Origin of the sequence: Streptomyces sp. NPDC050617 (assembly GCF_040654795.1) — a bacterium.
Lineage (GTDB): Bacteria > Actinomycetota > Actinomycetes > Streptomycetales > Streptomycetaceae > Streptomyces.
Map to the genome: position 1 here is coordinate 75,750 of NZ_JBFAIS010000025.1, position 18,118 is coordinate 93,867.

Sequence of the window (18,118 nt, forward strand, 5' to 3'; positions counted from 1 at the left end):
TGGTGGGATCCACCGGTCGGTGCTGATCAGCGCGGCCGGCTAAGCAGAAGGCGTACGGCACGCATGGGGTCAGGTTACCGCAGCCGCCGAAAGGCCCGCACCGAGGTCCACCCGGGCGCGGGCCCCGCCGCCGCCGTACGGGCGTCCCGGCGGCCGCTGAGCGGCCGCCGGGCGCCCTGCCGGTACGGGGAGGCTCAGTGGCGCTTCCCCGGCCGGTACGAGGTCACGTAGTCGCTCGCCGGGGAGCCGACGCCGGTGACGTTGTCGTAGCCGACGGTCGCGGAGAGGGAGCTGTCGCCGCCCAGGCTGCGCAGCGAGGTGAGCAGCCCGTCCTTGGCGTCGAAGCCGTTGGCGTAGTCGACGCGCACGACGCCGAGGCCGCGGCCCTGGCCCAGCGGGTGGTCGGTGACGTCGTGGTAGGCGGCGGTGCCGTACCGGTCGTAGATGCCCGGGTTGGCGAAGCCGACCGGCACGCCGTGCCGCGCCTGCTGGACGAGCGCCTGGACGCCCGCGATCACCGGCGCGGCCAGCGAGGTGCCGCCGATGCGGTACTCGGCGTACTGCTGCGAGCCGTCCGGGAAGGTCTGGGTCTGGCCGACCAGGAAGCCGGTCTGCGGGTCGGCGACCGCGGAGATGTCGGGCTCGACGCGCATCGGCTTGGAGCCGTTCGCCTTGGAGAGCGAGTCCGGGACCACGCCGCGCTGGTAGAAGGGCTGCTCGTAGAGCTTGCTGGTGCCGCCGCCCGCCCCGCCGGTGTACGCGCCGGGCATCGAGGTCCAGCTGTCGCCGCTCTTCGAGAGGTCGGCCTTGTGGGTGCCCCAGCCGGTCTCCCACTGGTACTTGTTCCCCTTGCCGACGGCGAGCGAGGTGCCGCCGACGGAGGTGACCCACGGGGAGTTCGCGGGGGTGTCGACCTGCTTCGTGCCGGTCTTGGCGGCGTTGTCGCCGTTGTCGCCGGAGGAGAAGTAGAAGCCGATGCCCTCGACGGCGCCCAGCTGGAAGATCCGGTCGTAGGCCGCGGCCGTGTCCGGGGTCTCGTTGGCCTCGATGTCGCCCCAGGAGTTGGAGACGATGTCGGCGAGGCGGTTGTCGACGACCTTGTTCAGGGTGTCGATGAAGTCGTCGTCCTGGCAGGACGCGGCGCCGACGTAGACGATGTCGGCCGCGGGGGCGACGGCGTGCACGGCCTCGACGTCGAGGGTCTCCTCGCCGTACCAGCCGGCCGCGCCGCACTCGTTCTCGCCGGTGTGCGTGTAGTCGTCGGGCAGCACCTGGGTGAGCTGGCCCTTGCGGTAGCTCTTGTCGCCGTTGCGCTGGGCGTACCGCTGGGCGTCCGCGGCGATGGTCGGCGAGGCGTACGCGTCGGTGATCGCGACGGTCACGTCCTTGCCGGTGAAGTTCTTGGCCCCGTAGGCGGCGCGCAGCTGCTTGCCGGTGTAGCCCTTGATCGCGTACGGCTGGTGCGTCCCGTAGGCCGACGGCAGGTTCTTGTTGACCTTCGAGCCGTAGTACGTGGAGAACGGGCCGGAGTTGCGGTAGACGGCGCTCGGGGGCGGCAGCGTCGCGTCGTGCTTGGCCAGCCGGGGGGCGTTGTTGAGGCCGACGACGGTGAGGACGGCGCCGTTCAGCGCCGCGGGCACGGTGGCGTCGCTGGACGGGGCGTGGTAGGTCTTCCCGTCCTTCGCGTAGTTGTGCAGCCGGGTGCCGAACGCCTTCTCGGCGGCGGCCGTGTCGCCGCTCACGGAGAGGTAGTGGCCGTTGACGCCGGTCACCTTGAGGCCGGAGGAGGTCAGCCAGTCGCCGACCTTGGCTATCTGCTCCTTGGTGGCGCCGAAGCGCGCCTTCGCCTGCTTCGCGCTCAAGTACTTGCCGTACGAGGGCGAGTTCGGGTCCGACACGGAGCGGGCGTACGCGGCCAGGCCCGGGGCGTCCCGTCCGGCGAGGTAGACGCGCACGGCGACCTTGTTCGACTTGGGTGTGTCGCCGCGGTCGGCCTTGGGCGTGGCCCACAGGGGCTTGGTGCCCTGGAGCGCGTGCCGGTCGTGCGGGCCGGAGTCGGCGTTTGCGGTGGGCACGCCGAGCGCGAGAGCGCCGGCGACCAGCGGCAGCGTCGCCGCCGCGGCCAGTCCGGCGCGCACTCTGGAGCGGCTTGATCTCATGGAACCCCCTGCGGTCCGATCCATCGCATATGACGGAGGCGCTGGATGTAGCACCCACGTAAACCGCCACTCTTTCGGTCAAGCGTTCATACAGGGGGCATGCGTTCACCAAGAAGAGCCCAAGGAACGGTCATGATCAGACATGCGATACGGCGTTCACAAGCGGCTGCCGCCGGGGGGAATGGGTGCTCTTGATGAAGGCCGGATGACCGGACCGGGTGAGGACCGGTGGACGGGGCCGAGAGAGGGCCGATGGACAGGCCGGGTGAGGACCGGTGGACGGACCGGATGACTGGAATGGATGACCGGACCGGTGAACGGACCGACGTTAGCAGCGACCCACCGCCGGCCGTCGCGGTTGCCGGAAGGCCGCCGAAACGCCGCTCGCCGGTGCCTAGCTTGCGGGCATGCGCATCCACCGCAGGAGCCGCGCCGGGGCCCTGAGACTGCCCAGGCCGCCCCGTCAGGCCCTCGCCGCCGGGACCCTCGCACTGCTCGCCCTCGCGCTGGTACTGCCGTTCGCGGCGGGGGGCGGACCGCGCCGGTTCCTCGACTACACCGGCGGCGTGCTGACGCTGCTCTCCCTCACGGCCACGGTCGTCTGGGGCCTCATCGCGTCCGGCCGCGCGCTGCTCACCCCGCGCGGGCGGCTGCTCGCGCAGGCCGTGCACCGCGCGACGGCGGTCTGCGCCCTCGGCTTCCTGCTGCTGCACATCACCCTCAAGGTCGCGGACGCCCATGCGGGGCTGCTCGCCGCCCTGCTGCCGTTCTCCATGGGGGTGCGGGGCGCGGGCGGGCTCATCGGGCTGGGAGCGCTGGCCGGCCATCTGATGGTCCTCGCGGCGGCCACGGGCGTCCTCCGGAGCGTCTTCGCGGGGCGCGGCCGGGCCGCCGGGCGCTGGCGGGCGCTGCACGCGTGCGCGTACCCGGCGTGGTGCGCGGCGATCGTGCACGGCCTCAAGTCCGGCCGCCCGCCGTCGACCTGGGTGAGCGTCTGCTACGGGCTGTGCCTGGCCGCGGTGGCGGGCGCGCTGGTCCTGCGGCTCGTACGGACCCGGCGCGCGAGGCGGCGCGAAGGCGGTTCCGCGCGCCCGGCGCACACAGGTCACACAGGGCACACCAGACACCCCGTGCGTACGACGCAGCTGTCACGGGAACAGGCGGCCGACACGCCCCTGGTCCCCCGGCCGCGCTCCGCCGGCCCCGGACCGCTCCCCGTCGCCCTCGGCCGCCCCTCGCGCGACGCCGCTACGGGTGACGGGTCGTGAGCGCGCCCCCCGGGGAGCACGCGGCGTCCGGGCCGCTGCCCGAGGTGCCCGAGGTGCTCGCCCTCGGAGTGCCGCGGCTGACGGCCGGGTTCGGCGAGGCGGAGCGGCTGGAGCGGCGGGCGCATCTGGTGGTCCACGGCTCGATGCCGTCGCTCACCGAGGACCAAGTGACAGAGGTCGCCGATACGATCGGATTGAGGGGGCGGGGCGGGGCGGGCTTCCCGTTCGCGCGGAAGATGCGGGCCGTAGGAGAGGCCGCCCGGCGGCGCGGGGTGCGGCCCGCCGTGGTGGTCAACGGCTGCGAGGGCGAACCGGCGTGCCGCAAGGACGCCGTACTGCTGCGCCGGGCCCCGCACTTGGTGCTGGACGGCGCGCTCCTGGCGGCCGGCGCCCTCGGCGCGCGCACCCTGGTGGTCGGCGTGACGCGGGAGGCCACCGAGGAGTCCGTACGAGCCGCGCTGGCCGAACAGGGGCTCGCCGACCGGCGCGGGCGGACGCTCCGCGCGCGGGTCGTCCGGCTGCCCGAACGGCTGGTCTCCGGCGAGGCGTCCGCGCTGCTGCGCGGGGCGGACGGCGGCCCCCCACTGCCGCCGGGGCGGCGCGTCCACGCCTCGGAGGAGGGGCTCGGCGGCGTGCCGACGCTCCTGTCCAACACCGAGACCTTCGCCCAACTCGCCCTCGCCGCCCGCCTAGGCACGGCCCGCTACGCCACCACCGGCACCCTCGCCGAACCGGGCACGCTGCTGCTCACCGTGGCCGGCGCGGTCGGCCGGCCGCTCGTCGTCGAGGCCCCGAGCGGGGTGCCCCTGCCGTACGTCCTGGAGTCGTGCGGAGCCGAGCCCGCGCCCCCGGGAGTGCTGATAGGCGGCTACCACGGCGCCTGGCTGGACCAGGCGACGGCGTACGGCGCCGCCCTCTCGTACGAGGGCCTGCGCGCCCAGGGCGGAACGCTCGGCGCGGGCGCGGTCCTCCCGCTCCCCGCCGCCACGTGCCCGCTCGGCGAGACCGTACGGGCCGCCCTGTGGCTCGCCGCGGAGTCGGCCGGCCAGTGCGGTCCGTGCCGCCTCGGGCTGCCCGCCCTGGCCGGAGCCCTCGCGGACGTGGTGGGCGGCGGCGGACGGGACGCGCTGGAGGCGGTACGGCGGGCGGCGCCGTCCGTGCGCGGCCGGGGCGCGTGCGGCCACCCGGACGGGGCGGCCCGCTTCGTGCTGTCGGCCCTGACGGCCTTCACGGACGACCTGGCGGCGCATGTCCTGGGCGACGGCTGCGGCCGCGGCACCGCGGGGGTACTGCCGCTGCCGTTCCCCGACGGCCCCGAGGCGCCGAGCGCCCCGACCGGCGAGCGCCTGGCCGTCGACTGGACCCTGTGCGAGGGACACGGCCTGTGCGCGGGGCTCCTCCCGGATCTCGTACGCCTCGGCGCGGACGGCTTTCCGACGCTCGCCGCCGGGGATGTCCCGGCCTCTTCAAGAGGACGCGCGTTACGGGCCGTACGCCGCTGCCCGGCACTGGCGCTGCGGTTGGAGAGGCGGGAGTGAGCTGCGGTCTGTCGACGCGAGTGCCCGCCCGGCCGGCGCCGCCGGCCGGAAGCTCCGAGGCCCCTCGAAGGGGTGATGCGCCGTGCCGAAACCCCACCGGATTCCCGGGAGGCGGGGACAGCACGGGGGCTCGCGAGCAGACTCGTCCTCGTGCTGAATACCCTTCCGAACGAGAACACGTCCTTCGTCGGCCGGACCTTCGAGCTGCGAGAACTGGCCGAGGCTCTCGGGAAGCCGGGCCTGGTGACGCTCACGGGCGGAGCCGGAATGGGGAAATCCCGGTTGGCGCTCCGGAGCGCCCGGTCCGGCGACTGGACGGGGTTCAGCGCGGTGTGCTGGGCCGATCTCTGGCCGTTGCAGGGCAGCGAGCTGCTGACCGCCGTCGTGGCGGACGCGCTGGACCTCTCGGACCACACGCCGAGGATGCCGGTGGACGCGGTGTGCGACTGGATCGGCGACCGCCGCGTGCTGCTCGTCCTGGACTCCTGTGAGCACCTCGTGGACGCCTGCCGTTCGATGGTCGCCGAGCTGCTGGCCGCCTGCCCCCGGCTGACCGTGCTCGCCACCAGCCGGGAGCCCTTGGGCACAGCGAAGGAAACGCTTCTCGAACTGGGACCGCTGCCTCCCGGAACGGCCGCGGTCACCTTCTTCGAGCAGCGGGCGGCCGCCCTCGGACACCCCTTGCGGGACGGGACGACGGACCGTCTGCTGGCCGAGCGCCTGTGCGCCCACCTGGAGGGCGTGCCGCTGGCGCTGGAGCTGACCGTCGGCCTGCTGCGCCACTGGACGCTGGAGCAGACCTGGGAACTGGCCGAGCAGGCGCTGGACGCCACGGACCGGCCGGAGATGCGCCCCCCGTGGCACAGGGCCCTGCGTACGGCGGTGGGGTGGAGCCATGAACTGTGCCGTCCGGCGGAGCGCCTGCTGTGGGCACGGCTCTCGGTGTTCCCCGAGACGTTCGACGCCGAACTGGCCCAGATGGTGTGTCTCGGAGGCCCGCTGACGGCGGAGGCCCTGCGCGACGCGCTCACCGGACTCGTACGCAAGTCCGTGGTCACCGTGGACCACGGCCGGTACCGCATGCTGGACTCCGTGCGCGCCTACGGACGCATGTGGCTGCGGGAACTCGGCGAAGTGCGGCCCGTCTCCGCCCGGCACGCCACGGTGATGACGGAGACGGCCCACAGGGCGAACGAGGAGTGGCTGGGCCCCGGGCAGCAGTACTGGTACGCCCGTATCCGCGACCTCTACCACGACATGTGCGCCGCGCTGCGGTTCCTGCTGGACGAGAGGGACGCGGCGGCGCTCGGCCTGGTGGCGGACATCGCCTTCTTCTGGGTCTGTTCCGGCCACTTGCACGAGGTCGCCCACTACGGGGAGATCGCGCTGCGGGAGATCCCCGAACCCGGGACCCGCCGGGCGCGCGGGCTGTGGGCCCTGGGGCTGACCCGGATCCTGCGGGGAGAGCACGATCAGGGGCGCGGGTTCGCGGACGAGAGCCTGGCGGAGGACCTCGGGGCCGGGGACGATGACGTCGCACGGCAGGCCGTCTACCTCCAGGGGCTGGCCGCGCTGCTGGACGGCCTGCCCGTGCAGGCGCTGAACAGCGCCGACGAGGCGACGCGCGGCGGAGCGCCGGCGCAGCGCGACGGCGGCGAACCGGACGAGGGCGAACAGGCGGGCGGTCCCGCGTTCGGCATCGTGCTGTGCCGGCTCGTCCGCGTCTTCGCGCTCACCGGCGCCGGCCGCCTCAAGGAGGCCCGGTGCGAGGCGGAGGCGCTGCGTGAGCTCTGCGTGCGGCTGCGGGAGTACTGGACCCGCTCCTATGTGGATTACCAGCTCTCGCTGATCGCCTTGTTCGAGGAGCGTCCTGGCGAGGCGGGCCGGCACGCCCGTGACATGCTCGAATCGAAGCGGCGGATCGGCGATCAGTTCGGCATCGCGATGGGCCTCGACCTGCTGGCCGCCAGCTGGTCCGCGCAGGGCGACCCCGAGTGCGCGGTCGTCGCGATCGGGGCGGGCAACCAGTTCTGGCGCGCCGTGGGCCTGCTCCGGCGCGGCACACCCGAGGTGCTCCCGCTGTGTGAACAGACCCGGACCCGGACCCGGGAGCTGCTGGGCGGCGCGGCCTACGACGAACGGCTGCGGCAGGCGCAGTCACAGTCCGCCGAGGCGCTGCTGCTGGCCGCGCTCGCAGCGCACGAGGCACGCTGAGCGGAGGCGACTCCTGGCCGAGTGGCCCTGACCGAGTGACCCTGGCCGGGTGGGGGCTCCCGCCCGGGAGGGGCCCGCCGCCCCTGGCAACGCGAAGATCCCGCCCGATCGAATGGATCGGGCGGGATCTTCGTGACTGTGGAGCTAAGGAGAATTGAACTCCTGACCTCCTGCATGCCATGCAGGCGCTCTACCAACTGAGCTATAGCCCCGTGCTGTGGTCCGCCCGGTTTCCCCGGCGGCGTCGCCTACATTACACGGGTGCCCCCGCCCCTTGCCAAATCGATTGCGAGATCGTGCTTGAAGCGCACGGGCGCGGGGTACGGCCGTACCCCGCGCCCGCTCGTCACTCAGTGCCCTTCATGACCGCCGTGCCCGTGGCCGGTGTCGCCGTGGTGGAACTTCATCACCTCGGCGGGCATGACCACCAGCGGCCGCATCATCCCCATGTCCTCGTGCTCCAGCAGATGGCAGTGGTACATGAACCGGCCCTGCGCGCCATGGAAGCGGCCGATCACATTCACCATCTGCCCCGGCGGCACCTGGATGACGTCCTTCCAACCCGAGTCACCCGGCGATATCGGCACATTCCCCCCGTACTCCAGCGGGCTGCGGGTCCCGCCCAGTTGGGTATCGAACGGGCTCCCCGGCCCCTGCGGATAGACGTCCCGGCTGAGCACCTGGAAATCGATCAAGTGGATGTGCATCGGATGGGTCCCCGCGCCGCCCAGGTTGAGGAAGCTCCACTGCTCCCAGGCGTCGTGCTCGACCATGAAGCCGAGGGCGTCGTCGAAGGTGCGGGCGCCCCGCTGGTACGTGCGCAGCTTGCCGTCCGCGCCCTTGACCTGCACCACGCCCTCGCTGGGGATCTTGGCGTGGCCCGGATCGACCTCGTGCAGCTCCCAGATCTCCGGGTGCGCCTGGCCCGCCGTGCCCGGCGGGGTGAGCGCCACCATCCGGTGCCCGTGCTTCGGCGCGGTCTCGTGCGTGATGCGCCGGAACGACGTCGAGACCACCTGCGGCAGCACGAACGTGTCGCGCACCGGCTCCGCGCCCACCCGCACCTGCATGATCTGCGGGTACGGAACGCCCGGCGCGGCGTTCTCCAGCCGCACGCGGCGCCCCCGCACCCGCCCGAAGTCGACCAGCAGGTCGATCCGCTCGGCCGGCGCCACGGACAGCGGCCCGTCGACCGGTACGGGCCGGGGCAGCAGCCCGCCGTCCGAACCGATCTGCCACGCCGCGCCGCGCACCTGCTCCCCCGTCGCGTCGTCGACCAGCCGGAGCTGGAAGGTCCGCGCGTTGGCCGCGTTCAGCAGCCGGAAGCGGTACCAGCGCGCCGCCACGTCCAGGTGCGGCCAGATGACGCCGTTGACCAGCGTGTACGGGCCCGCGAACGGCACCGTCACGTTCTTGTCGGCGGCGTCCTTCCCGACGACGACGGTCTTGTGCAGCAACCGCCCGGTCAGCCTGCCGTCCTCATCCTGGTCGAGGTTGCGGTCCTGGATGATCAGGGGGATCTCGTGCTCCCCCGCCGGGAGCCGCAGCGCCCGCTCCTCGTCGTCGCGCACCAGATAGAGCCCGGACAGCCCCGAAAAAACGTTCCAGCGGGTGATGTCCATGGCGTGGTCGTGATACCACCAGGTCGCCGCCCGGTGGTCGTTGGGGTACTCGGTGAGCTGGCTGTCTCCGGGCGACACCGCGTTCTCCGCCCAGCCGTCGTTGCCGCCGCCGGTCACCGCGCCGTGCAGATGGGTGACCGTCCACGGCGGCAGCGCCGCAACATCGGCGAGCGGCTCCGCGCCGCTGCGGCCCGGCACGTCGCTCGGCGAGGGCGCGCCCGGCTTCGGCACGGCCTCCACCGCCGTCACCGGGTAGCTCCCCGTGAGCCGGTTGTTCCACCGGACGCGCAGCCGGCGCCCCCGGGGAACCTCGATGGTCGGCCCGGGGAAGTGCCCCCCATAGGCCCATACCTTGGTCGGCGGCAGCTGCGAGTGCAGCCGCACCCAGGTCGCCGTCAGGTCGATGTCGATGCCGTCCAGCGCCTCCTGCCGGCCCGGCCGCAGCGCCGGCGGTATGGGCAAGGCGTCGATGAACGGTGTGAGTTCCGCCGCGGCCGCCTGCTTCGCGGTCTCCGCGGCGTCCCCGGCCTCCGCCGGGTTCCGGACAGGTTGAATCTCCGTATCGGTCATGCTGCGACCCCCGTGTCGCTTCCCCCGCGCCGCCGATCATTTTCCGGCGGCAGCTCTTGACCCGTTAACGCGCGTAGTTTCAGGGGGAGTTCCGGCTTCCGGGGAGGTTCCGGACCAAGACCCGGCACCGGGGCGGACCGTTACGAAGCAGGGCCGGACCGTCACGGAAGCGGAGCCGTGCCACCGCGAAACCGAGGGGCGAGCACCCCTCATGAGGCGGCGTCAGGCCGTCGCGAAGGAGTAGAAACGCTTCAGCGCGCAGTGCTCGTCGAGCAGCCGACCGTAGATCGGCTCGCCCTCCAGCTCCCGGTACGTCTCGATCGGGTCGCCCTTTATGATCAGCGCCCGCGCGCACTCCACGCACCAGTACTGGTAGGAGGAGTTGAGCGGCTCCATGTCGCGGACGATCGGCGTCCCGCTGCCGCACCAGTCGCACTTCCGGCTGTGTGCACCCATCAGTCAGCTCCAGGCGTGGCGGGGGCCGGCGCACCCATAGAACACTCCGCCGCGGTCACCGGCCACTTGGGCCCCTGGGCCGAACCGCCGGCGGAACGGGCGACCGAAGGAAGTCGACGCGAGAAGGACACCGCTTGCACCGTCCTCCTCAAGCATGCGCGCCGACATGTCACCTTCCCTCACCTTCGCCCCTGTCCACCTACCGGCTGTCCGATTCTGCCATGCGCCGGCTACGAGGTCAGCGCCGCCGTCTCAGCAGGCCCGTCCCGCCGCGGCCGCCGCCGTGCCGGCCAGCGCGAGAGCGGTCGCCCACAGCGCGTGCGCGGACGAACGCGCCGGCGACCCCGCCCCCGCCCCGCCGAGGAAGACCGCGCCGAAAACTGCCACCCCTGCCAGCAGCCCGAGCTGAGCGGTCGTCACCAGCACCCCACTGGCATCGGCCGCATCCTCCCGCCGCACCGCGGCCAGCGCCCGCGTAAGCGTCGGACCGTACGCTCCCCCCACCCCGAGACCGACCCCGGCCGGCGCCGCATAGAGCCCCGGCCCACCGCTGCCGCCGCCGCGCAACATCAGCCCGACCCCGGCGAGCGAGACCGCCGCGTACGCGCCGAGGGCCCGCGTCCGCGAACTGCCCGTGTACGTACGCTGGATCAGGCTGAGGACCTGCGGCAACATCACCGCGGCGCCCGCGCCCTGGACGAAGCGGAACCCGATCAACTGCCCCGTACTGCCCGCCAGCCCGCAGGCGAGTGAGGCCGCCGTGAAGACCACGAGCCCCGCCATGAACGCCCGCCCGTGTCCGAACCGGTCGCCGCACCGCGCGCCGGTGATCAGCAGCACCGCGTACGCGATGGTGAAGCCCGCGATCACCAATTGCAGCCCGGAGCCCGAGGCGTGCAGGTCGGAGCGGATGTCGGGGGCCGCGACATTCACGATGAACGCGTCCAGCAGCGCCATGAACTGGCCGGTGAGCACGATGGCCAGCAGCCGCCCGGGGCGAGCCGGCCGGCGGGACGGCGGCTGCCGAGCACCGGCTCCTCGGTGTCGGTGCTCGGCGTCGGTTGTCAGTGCCGCCGTCTTTACTGGCCCTCGGAATGGGAGCGCAGGTATCGGTCATGTGCCCGAGGCCCGAGCCGGCCGCCTTCCTGCGCAGCCGCCGGGCGAGAGTGAGGGCCGCCCTCGCCCCCTGCTCCGAGGGGACAGCAGAGACAGCAGAAGATCCCGCCCCTCGACGAGAAGGACGGGATCTTCCGAACTGTGGAGCTAAGGAGAATTGAACTCCTGACCTCCTGCATGCCATGCAGGCGCTCTACCAACTGAGCTATAGCCCCGCTGTCCTGCGGCCCCGGGGGTTTCCCCGCCGTTCCGCGAACAAGATGAACTTTAGCCTGCGACCTGCCCGGATGTGAAATCCGGGCCCGGCGGCCGCTCAGTCGTCGTCGCCGAGCACCGGCTCGGGGAGCGTCCCGGCGTTGTGCTCCTGGAGCCGCCAGCCGCGCGCGCCCTCGCCCAGGACGGACCAGCAGCAGTTCGAGAGGCCGCCGAGCGACTCCCAGGTGTACGGGTCCAGGCCGAGGAGACGGCCGATGGTGGTGCGGATGGTGCCGCCGTGGCTGACGACGACGAGAGTGCCGCCGTCCGGCAGCTTCTCGGCGTGGTCGAGCACGACCGGCGCGGCCCGCTCGGCCACCTCGGTCTCCAGCTCGCCGCCGCCGCGCCGCACCGCCTCGCCGCGCTTCCACGCGGTGTACTGCTCGCCGAAGCGGGCGAGGATCTCCTCGTGCGTGAGCCCCTGCCACTCGCCGGCGTAGGTCTCCCGCAGCCGCGCGTCGTGGGTGACCTCCAGGCCGGTGACGGCGGTCAGCTCCGCCGCCGTCGCGGCGGCCCGCCGAAGGTCGGAGGCGACGATCGCGTCCGGGCCCAGCGCGGCCAGCAGCCGGGCGGACCGGCGGGCCTGCTCGACGCCGGTCTCGGTCAGCTCGATGTCCGTGGTGCCCTGGAAGCGGCGCTCCAGGTTCCACAGGGTCTGGCCGTGCCGCCACAGGACGATACGGCGGCCCCGGCCGCCCTTGGTGCCGTTCAGCTCAGCTCACCGTCCAGGTCGCCCTCCGCCGCGAGCGTCTTGGCGTGCTCCTCGGCCTTGCCGGCGGTCGCGACGGCGTCGGCGGGCAGTTCGAGCTGGGGGCAGTCCTTCCACAGCCGCTCGAGGGCGTAGAAGACGCGCTCCTCGCTGTGCTGTACGTGCACGACGATGTCGACGTAGTCGAGGAGCACCCAGCGGGCCTCGCGGTCGCCCTCGCGGCGCACCGGCTTGGCGCCGAGCTCCTTGTTCAGCCGCTCCTCGATCTCGTCGACGATCGACTTGACCTGGCGGTCGTTGGGCGCCGAGGCCAGCAGGAAGGCATCGGTGATCGACAGTACGTCGCTGACGTCGTACGCGATGATGTCGTGCGCGAGCTTGTCGGCGGCCGCCTGTGCGGCGGCCTTGATGAGCTCGATGGAGCGGTCCGTGGCGGTCACTGGCCAAGCTTTCGATCGGGAATCAGGTACCCGTCAAGGGTCTCACGCTCCGCCGACCACCCCGCCGCCGCGCGCGTCCGCGCCCCGGCCCGTGCGGTCGCGAGCCGCCGCGGGCCGGGGAGCGCGGCGCGCCGCGGGGCCGCCGTCACCCCTTGTAGTCGCTCCCGAGGACCACCGTGACGTCCGCGTTCGGCGCGCCGTCGCCCTTGGCCACGGCCCCGGCCGGCAGGCCGAGCGTCTTGGCGATCTCCTTGGCCTGCGCCGCCCGCTTCTCGTCGGAGTACGTCACCTTCGACGCGCCCTGCCCGCCGCTCTGCGTGCCGCCGTCGACGACGGTGTAGCCGCCGTTGACGAGGGAGATCTGGGCCGCGCCGGCGGCGGTCTTCTTCCCCGTGGCGTTCTTCACGCTCACCCGCGGCGGCGCGTCCGAGGCGGTCTTCTTCACCGTGCCGCCGAGCACGTCCTTGACCACCGAGTCGGTGGCCTTCTGGCTGAGCGTTCCGTCGCCCTGCACGGGCAGCAGCTCGGTGTCGTACGAGCCCTTCTTGACCAGCGCGGCGAGGTGCGACAGGGAGGCCCCGAGCTGCTTCTCGGAGAGCGAGGGGTCGGGGATCTGGGCGAGCGACTCGACCGTGTTCACGGCCGAGCCGGTGTCCGTGGAGACCTTCTTCAGGACCGCCTGCATGACCTGGCCGAATCGCGCGAGCTGCTTGGCCTGCGCCTCTCCGGGGGCGCGGTAGGTGGCGTACGCGACGGCCGCCTGGCCGTTCAGCCCCTGGTCCTTGCCCTGCTTGACCCGTGGGCTGTCGTCCTTCTTCGCGCCTGGAATGGTGGCGTCCGCGTCGAGCGTGATGCCGCCGACCAGCTCGACGAGGTTCTCCAGATACGGCGTGTCCAGCCGCCAGCTGCCCTTGATGTCCGCGCCGAGCAGCGTGTTCAGGGCGTCGCGGGTGCCCCCGGTGCCGCCGTCCTGCACCGACTTGCCGAGCGTGGTGGCGCCGCCGCCGTCCGTGGTGACGGCGAGCGTGTTCGGCAGCAGGACCGTGGTGCCCCGGTGGGTGGTCTCGTTGTCGACCAGCAGGGCGGTGGAGCTGCCGCCGCCCTTGGTCTCCCGCAGATGCACGACGATCACGTCGCGCTTCTGCGCGCCCCCGGAGGCCGCCGCGCCCTTGGAGTCGCCGCCCGTGCCGGGCAGCATCCCCGCGTACCAGAGGTAGCCGACGCCGCCGGCCACGACGAGCGCGAGGACGACTATGAGCACGACGACGCGGTTGCGGCCCTGGCGCTTGCGCTCGTCGCGGCGCTCGGTGCGGCTCTCGCTGAACTTGAGCCAGTCGATGACGTCCTCGGAGTCCTCGTCCGGCTCCTCGATGAACGAGAACTGCTCGGTCCGGTACTCCTCGCCGCCGGCTGCCTTGTCCGCCGCATCCGCCGTGTCCGCGCGGTCGGACGTCCCGGCCCGCTCCGAGACGCCCTCGGCCGGGGCTCCGGCACGCTTCTCGTCGTGCGGGGCCGCGGCCTGCTGCGGGATCCACTCCTGCTGCTGGACCTGCTGCTGAGCCTGCTGAGGCTGGTGGAGCTGTTGCGACTGTCCCTGCGCGGACTGCTGATACTGCGGCTGGTGCTGCTGGTCATGGGGCTGCTGGGCGGACTGCTGGTGCTGCGGGTACAGCTGCTGCGGCTCGTAGGACTGCTGCGCGTACGGGTCGTAGCCGTACCCCTGCTGCGCCCCGGCGCCGTACGGGTCGTACTGCTGCTGGTCCTGGTACGGCTGCTGCTGCGGAATCGACTGCCCGTACTGGCCGTGCTGGCCGTGCTGCCCGTACTGGCCGTGCTGGCTCGACTGCCCGTGCTGCTGCCCCTGCTGGCCGTGCTGCCCCTGCTGCTGGAGCGGCTGCCCGTACTGGTCGTACACCCGCTGCGGGTCGTTCGGCTGGTACACCGGCTGCCCATAGGCGTCGTAGCCGTACACATGTGGTTCCTGTGCGTACGGGTCCTGTCGGTCGTTCACCAGAGCCCCTTCAACCGGTGTCTGCCGGTGTCTGCCGGATTCAGCCGTCTTGCCGGTACAGCTTGCGCTTGTCGATGTAGCGGACCACACCGTCCGGCACCAGATACCAGACCGGGTCGCCCTGTGCGACGCGCGTCCGGCAGCCGGACGAGGAGATCGCCAGCGCGGGCACCTCGACGAGGGAGACGCCGTCCTCCGGGAGCCCCGGGTTGGCCAGTACGTGGCCGGGCCGCGTCACGCCGATGAAGTGGGCCAGCGAGAACAGCTCCTCGGTGTCCCGCCAGGTGAGGATCTGCGAGAGCGCGTCGGCCCCGGTGATGAAGAAGAGGTCCGCGTCACCGTGCTCGGCGCGCAGGTCCCGCAGCGTATCGGTGGTGTAGGTGGGGCCGCCGCGGTCGATGTCGATGCGGCTGACCGAGAACTGCGGGTTGGACGCGGTGGCGATGACCGTCATCAGATAGCGGTCCTCGGCCTGGGACACCTTCTTGTGGCTCTTCTGCCACGGCTGCCCGGTCGGCACGAAGACCACCTCGTCCAGGTGGAACTGCGAGGCCACCTCGCTCGCGGCGACCAAGTGGCCGTGGTGGATCGGGTCGAAGGTCCCGCCCATCACGCCGAGTCGCCGCTTCGCGGGCTCTGTCTGCTCTCCCATGCGTGCAGACCCTACTGGGCCCGGCCGCGCACCGGGACGTCGGTTCAGCGGTCGCGGTTGAAACGGGTGACGCCCCACAGCAGGAGCAGCAGGATGACGAGGGCCGCGCCGCCCGTCATGAAGGGGCTGATGCTCTCGTGGGTGTCCACGTGCTCGCCCTCGGCGGCGAGCGTGACCAGGGCGGTGTGGGCGGTGCTGAATGCGGTCATCTTCGGCAGGACCTATCCGGGATGGGATCGGGCAGAGACTTCTGACACATCGTATGCGGCAGCGACTGGCAACCTCACGGCGACTCCGCGCGTCCGTCCTAGTCAGGCGCGTGCACAAGGCGCGCACAGGCGTCGGGCCAGTACGCAGCGCACAGGAGCCGTCGGGGGCAGGCCCCGCCGGGCCTGGCCTCGCCGGGCCGGTCAGTCCTTGTTGCCGTACCCGCGCAGCAGGAACCAGGTGAGGAGGGCGATGCCGACGACCGAGACGAGGACGACCGTGGGCATCAGCATGCCGGGCCCCCCGTCTCTGGAGACGGCGAGCAGTTCCGTGAAGCCGGGGCAGCCGGTCAGGGCATTCATGTCGGGCATGGCTCCACGGTAGCCAGCCCGTTGTCAACATCTAGGCTGGGGTCCGAATAGCGGGGGACGGGTTCGGATCGGCCTGATCAGCCCAGTGAAGGGGGTCACCATGAGCGACAGTGACAGCGGCGGGGGACACGAGCAGGCGCCCAGCCGGGAACGGAAGCGGTTCCCCGGAATCTCCTCGCGCGCGTACGAACATCCGGCGGACCGGTCGGCGCTGGTAGCGCTGCGCAAGCTGAGCGGTTTCGACACCGTCTTCAAGGCGCTGAGCGGACTGCTCCCGGAGCGCAGCCTGCGGCTGCTGTTCCTCTCCGACTCGGTGCGCGTCGGCGACCAGCAGTTCCAGCACCTCAACACCATGCTGCGGGACGCCTGCTACATCCTGGACCTGGAGAAGGTCCCGCCGATGTACGTCACCCAGGACCCGCAGCCCAACGCCATGTGCATCGGCCTGGACGAGCCGATCATCGTGGTCACCACCGGGCTCGTCGAGCTGCTCGACGAGGAGGAGATGCGGGCGGTGGTGGGCCACGAGGTGGGCCACGCGCTGTCCGGGCACTCCGTCTACCGCACCATCCTGCTGTTTCTCACCAACTTCGCACTCAAGGTCGCCTGGATACCGCTGGGCAATATCGCGATCATGGCGATCGTCACGGCGCTGCGCGAGTGGTTCCGCAAGTCGGAGCTGTCGGCGGACCGGGCCGGACTGCTGGTCGGGCAGGATCTGCGGGCGTCGATGCGCGGACTGATGAAGATCGCGGGCGGCAACCATCTGCACGAGATGAACGTGGACGCGTTTCTCGCGCAGGCCGAGGAGTACGAGTCGGGCGGCGATATGCGGGACTCCGTGCTCAAGATCATGAACGTGCTGCCGCGCAGCCACCCGTTCACGACCGTACGGGCCGCCGAGCTCAAGCGGTGGGCCGAGAGCCGCGACTACCAGCGGATCATGGACGGCCACTACCCGCGCCGCGACGAGGACAAGGACACCTCGGTGACCGACTCCTTCAAGGAGTCCGCGACGCACTACGCCGAATCGGTGCGGTCCAGCAAGGACCCGCTGATGGGGCTCGTACGGGACATCGCGGGCGGCGCGGGCGACCTGGGCGGCAGGCTCCGGGACACCTTCACCGGCCGGGGCCCGGCGTCGGCGGGGCGGAACACCGGGGACGCGCCCGGGAACGGCTCCGAGGACCCGCCGGGCGGCGACGACGCCCCGAAGGGGCCCGCAGCGGGCTGACGACGGCCCGGGGAGTCCGCCCGCCAGGCCGCTGGCCACAGCTCAGGAGAGGCGTACGCCCAGGCCGCCGGCAGTGGCCCGGAGGGGCGGCCGAGGCGGCTATCGGCGGCGGCCCGACGGGGTCGGCAGGGCACTGGCCGCCAGCACGCCGCACAGCGACGCCGTGGCCCGCCCGGTCGCGTACGGATCCGTACCGGCCGGGCCCTCGTCCTTCGCCCGCTCCCCCGCCAGCAGCGGCCGCAGATACCCGGCCGCGTCCGCCGCGCAGGACTCGGGCCCGGCCTGCACATTGGCCTGCGCCACCTCGATGTGGTGGTCGCGCAGGTCGTCCCGGTCGAAGCGGAAGCGCATCTCGCGCCGGACGGTGAAGAGCGAGACCTCGTCCGCCCCGGCCGACGGCCCGTGCCCGGCCCGCGCCGGGCGCAGCGGGTAGACGAAGGTGTGGTCGGCGGTGACCTCCAGCGCGCCCGCCGACTCCGTCACGGAGAGCGTGCCCCGGACCCGTACGGGCGCGTTCGCGAGGGCGACCTTCGACGGGTCGAAGCGGACCAGCCAGCCGGTGGCCGCGTGCCGCCCGTCGTCCTGCGGGTGGGCGAGGCTCTGGTCGTACTGGGCGAGCTGCGACGGGTCGAGCAGTACGCGCGTGGTCCGGGTGTCGCCGCCGGTGAGCACGCCGGGGTCGAGGGAGGACTTGACGACGTACTCCTTGGCCGCGGCGAGCGCGGCCAGCACCTGGCTCTCGGAGAAGTGCTGGGTCTTGCGGGCGGCGGGCAGCGTCACGCCCTCCGAGCCCTCGCCGAACTGCGCGGCGGGGCTGTGGTCGAAGAGGTCGCGCGCGGAGGAGCCGACGACCGTGCCGGTGGGCGCGAGCGGGATGAGCGTGGTGCGCAGCGGGTCGGCGGCGGGCGGCGGCGTCTCCTTGTAGGGGTGGCGTACGCCCATATAGACGGCCGTTCCGAAGGCGAGGGCGATCAGCAGCACCAGGACGAGCACTTGGCGCGGGGCCCCGATGCGGGCCCAGTGCGAGCGGTTGCGCACCGCCTGGGCGTGGTCGCGCATCCGCTCCCGGGCGGAGAACTCCTGGAGCCGGGCAGCACGTACGAACGACTCGTCGAAGGCGACGGAACCGTACTCGTCGTCGCTGCTTCCGGGGACACCTTCGGGAGTCCCCTCAGGTGGCTCTCCAGGCCCGGCCATACTTCAAGAGTAGGTCTGCGGACGCTCAGGTAAACGCCCTGGTACGCGACAAGTTCGGACGAAAACCGAGGCGGGCGCGGACGCGTCGGAGCAGGCCGG

The 18,118-nt window shown here is 72.4% G+C and carries 15 protein-coding genes and 2 tRNA genes; 4 read left to right on the forward strand and 13 right to left on the reverse strand.

The features are described from left to right. Positions 1 to 194 precede the first annotated feature (194 nt). Complete coding sequence (locus tag AB0I49_RS28355) at positions 195 to 2,159, reverse strand: S53 family peptidase (RefSeq protein ID WP_363229954.1); 1,965 nt, start codon at positions 2,157 to 2,159, stop codon at positions 195 to 197. Between the two features lie 407 nt (positions 2,160 to 2,566). Between AB0I49_RS28355 and AB0I49_RS28360 the strand changes: the two genes are divergently transcribed. From AB0I49_RS28360 to AB0I49_RS28370, 3 genes are all read left to right on the forward strand, one after another. After that, the gene (locus AB0I49_RS28360; RefSeq protein WP_363229955.1) at positions 2,567 to 3,427 is read left to right on the forward strand and encodes a hypothetical protein; all 861 of its coding nucleotides are present in this window, start codon (positions 2,567 to 2,569) and stop codon (positions 3,425 to 3,427) included. Then, positions 3,424 to 4,965 carry an NADH-ubiquinone oxidoreductase-F iron-sulfur binding region domain-containing protein gene (locus tag AB0I49_RS28365; protein WP_363229956.1) on the forward strand — a complete coding sequence of 514 codons (1,542 nt, stop codon included), beginning with the start codon at positions 3,424 to 3,426 and terminating at the stop codon, positions 4,963 to 4,965. The genes AB0I49_RS28360 and AB0I49_RS28365 overlap by 4 nt, the downstream gene beginning before the upstream one ends. Positions 4,966 to 5,115: 150 nt before the next feature. After that, entirely contained in the window at positions 5,116 to 7,179 is a 2,064-nt protein-coding gene (locus AB0I49_RS28370) for an NB-ARC domain-containing protein (RefSeq protein WP_363229957.1), read from the forward strand. Positions 7,180 to 7,318: 139 nt separating this feature from the next. Here the strand turns inward: AB0I49_RS28370 and AB0I49_RS28375 are convergent. From AB0I49_RS28375 to AB0I49_RS28425, 11 genes are all read right to left on the reverse strand, one after another. Further along, positions 7,319 to 7,391: transfer RNA gene (locus AB0I49_RS28375), tRNA-Ala, on the reverse strand. A gap of 138 nt (positions 7,392 to 7,529) precedes the next feature. Next, positions 7,530 to 9,371: an O-aminophenol oxidase PhsA gene (phsA, locus tag AB0I49_RS28380; RefSeq protein WP_363229958.1), complete on the reverse strand. Its 1,842-nt coding sequence runs from the start codon at positions 9,369 to 9,371 to the stop codon at positions 7,530 to 7,532. Between the two features lie 222 nt (positions 9,372 to 9,593). Then, a complete protein-coding gene (locus AB0I49_RS28385) occupies positions 9,594 to 9,827 on the reverse strand; it encodes a hypothetical protein (protein WP_030876850.1) in 234 nt (77 codons plus the stop codon). 252 nt (positions 9,828 to 10,079) lie between these two features. After that, a complete protein-coding gene (locus AB0I49_RS28390) occupies positions 10,080 to 10,802 on the reverse strand; it encodes an MFS transporter (RefSeq protein ID WP_363229959.1) in 723 nt (240 codons plus the stop codon). A 283-nt stretch (positions 10,803 to 11,085) separates the two neighbouring features. Next, positions 11,086 to 11,158: transfer RNA gene (locus tag AB0I49_RS28395), tRNA-Ala, on the reverse strand. Positions 11,159 to 11,256: 98 nt separating this feature from the next. Then, a complete protein-coding gene (locus AB0I49_RS28400; RefSeq protein ID WP_363229994.1) occupies positions 11,257 to 11,910 on the reverse strand; it encodes a histidine phosphatase family protein in 654 nt (217 codons plus the stop codon). Continuing rightward, positions 11,907 to 12,347: a ribosome silencing factor gene (gene rsfS / locus AB0I49_RS28405; RefSeq protein WP_363229960.1), complete on the reverse strand. Its 441-nt coding sequence runs from the start codon at positions 12,345 to 12,347 to the stop codon at positions 11,907 to 11,909. The genes AB0I49_RS28400 and rsfS overlap by 4 nt, the downstream gene beginning before the upstream one ends. Before the next feature lie 145 nt (positions 12,348 to 12,492). Continuing rightward, positions 12,493 to 14,358: an LCP family protein gene (locus AB0I49_RS28410; protein WP_363229961.1), complete on the reverse strand. Its 1,866-nt coding sequence runs from the start codon at positions 14,356 to 14,358 to the stop codon at positions 12,493 to 12,495. A gap of 40 nt (positions 14,359 to 14,398) precedes the next feature. Then, on the reverse strand, positions 14,399 to 15,010 hold the full coding sequence (gene nadD / locus AB0I49_RS28415) for a nicotinate-nucleotide adenylyltransferase (protein WP_363229963.1): 612 nt from the start codon (positions 15,008 to 15,010) through the stop codon (positions 14,399 to 14,401). A gap of 44 nt (positions 15,011 to 15,054) precedes the next feature. Next, a complete protein-coding gene (locus AB0I49_RS28420; RefSeq protein WP_363131773.1) occupies positions 15,055 to 15,219 on the reverse strand; it encodes a hypothetical protein in 165 nt (54 codons plus the stop codon). A 201-nt stretch (positions 15,220 to 15,420) separates the two neighbouring features. Next, positions 15,421 to 15,588, reverse strand: coding sequence for a hypothetical protein (locus AB0I49_RS28425; protein ID WP_363229998.1), 168 nt, complete (start codon positions 15,586 to 15,588; stop codon positions 15,421 to 15,423). Between the two features lie 100 nt (positions 15,589 to 15,688). Here AB0I49_RS28425 and AB0I49_RS28430 point away from each other — a divergent pair, with 100 nt between their 5' ends. Next, positions 15,689 to 16,822, forward strand: a complete 1,134-nt coding sequence (locus tag AB0I49_RS28430; protein WP_363229964.1) for a M48 family metallopeptidase — start codon at positions 15,689 to 15,691, stop codon at positions 16,820 to 16,822. A 99-nt stretch (positions 16,823 to 16,921) separates the two neighbouring features. Here AB0I49_RS28430 and AB0I49_RS28435 read toward each other — a convergent pair whose 3' ends face one another. After that, positions 16,922 to 18,019: a hypothetical protein gene (locus AB0I49_RS28435; RefSeq protein WP_363229965.1), complete on the reverse strand. Its 1,098-nt coding sequence runs from the start codon at positions 18,017 to 18,019 to the stop codon at positions 16,922 to 16,924. Between the last annotated feature and the right edge of the window lie 99 nt (positions 18,020 to 18,118).

Coding starts and splice junctions, on each gene's coding strand:
- AB0I49_RS28355 (WP_363229954.1), bottom strand. CDS start 2,159: ATGAGATCAAGCCGCTCCAGAGTGCGCGCCGGACTGGCCGCGGCGGCG.
- AB0I49_RS28360 (WP_363229955.1), top strand. CDS start 2,567: ATGCGCATCCACCGCAGGAGCCGCGCCGGGGCCCTGAGACTGCCCAGG.
- phsA (WP_363229958.1), bottom strand. CDS start 9,371: ATGACCGATACGGAGATTCAACCTGTCCGGAACCCGGCGGAGGCCGGG.
- AB0I49_RS28385 (WP_030876850.1), bottom strand. CDS start 9,827: ATGGGTGCACACAGCCGGAAGTGCGACTGGTGCGGCAGCGGGACGCCG.
- nadD (WP_363229963.1), bottom strand. CDS start 15,010: ATGGGAGAGCAGACAGAGCCCGCGAAGCGGCGACTCGGCGTGATGGGC.
- AB0I49_RS28420 (WP_363131773.1), bottom strand. CDS start 15,219: ATGACCGCATTCAGCACCGCCCACACCGCCCTGGTCACGCTCGCCGCC.
- AB0I49_RS28425 (WP_363229998.1), bottom strand. CDS start 15,588: ATGCCCGACATGAATGCCCTGACCGGCTGCCCCGGCTTCACGGAACTG.
- AB0I49_RS28430 (WP_363229964.1), top strand. CDS start 15,689: ATGAGCGACAGTGACAGCGGCGGGGGACACGAGCAGGCGCCCAGCCGG.
- AB0I49_RS28435 (WP_363229965.1), bottom strand. CDS start 18,019: ATGGCCGGGCCTGGAGAGCCACCTGAGGGGACTCCCGAAGGTGTCCCC.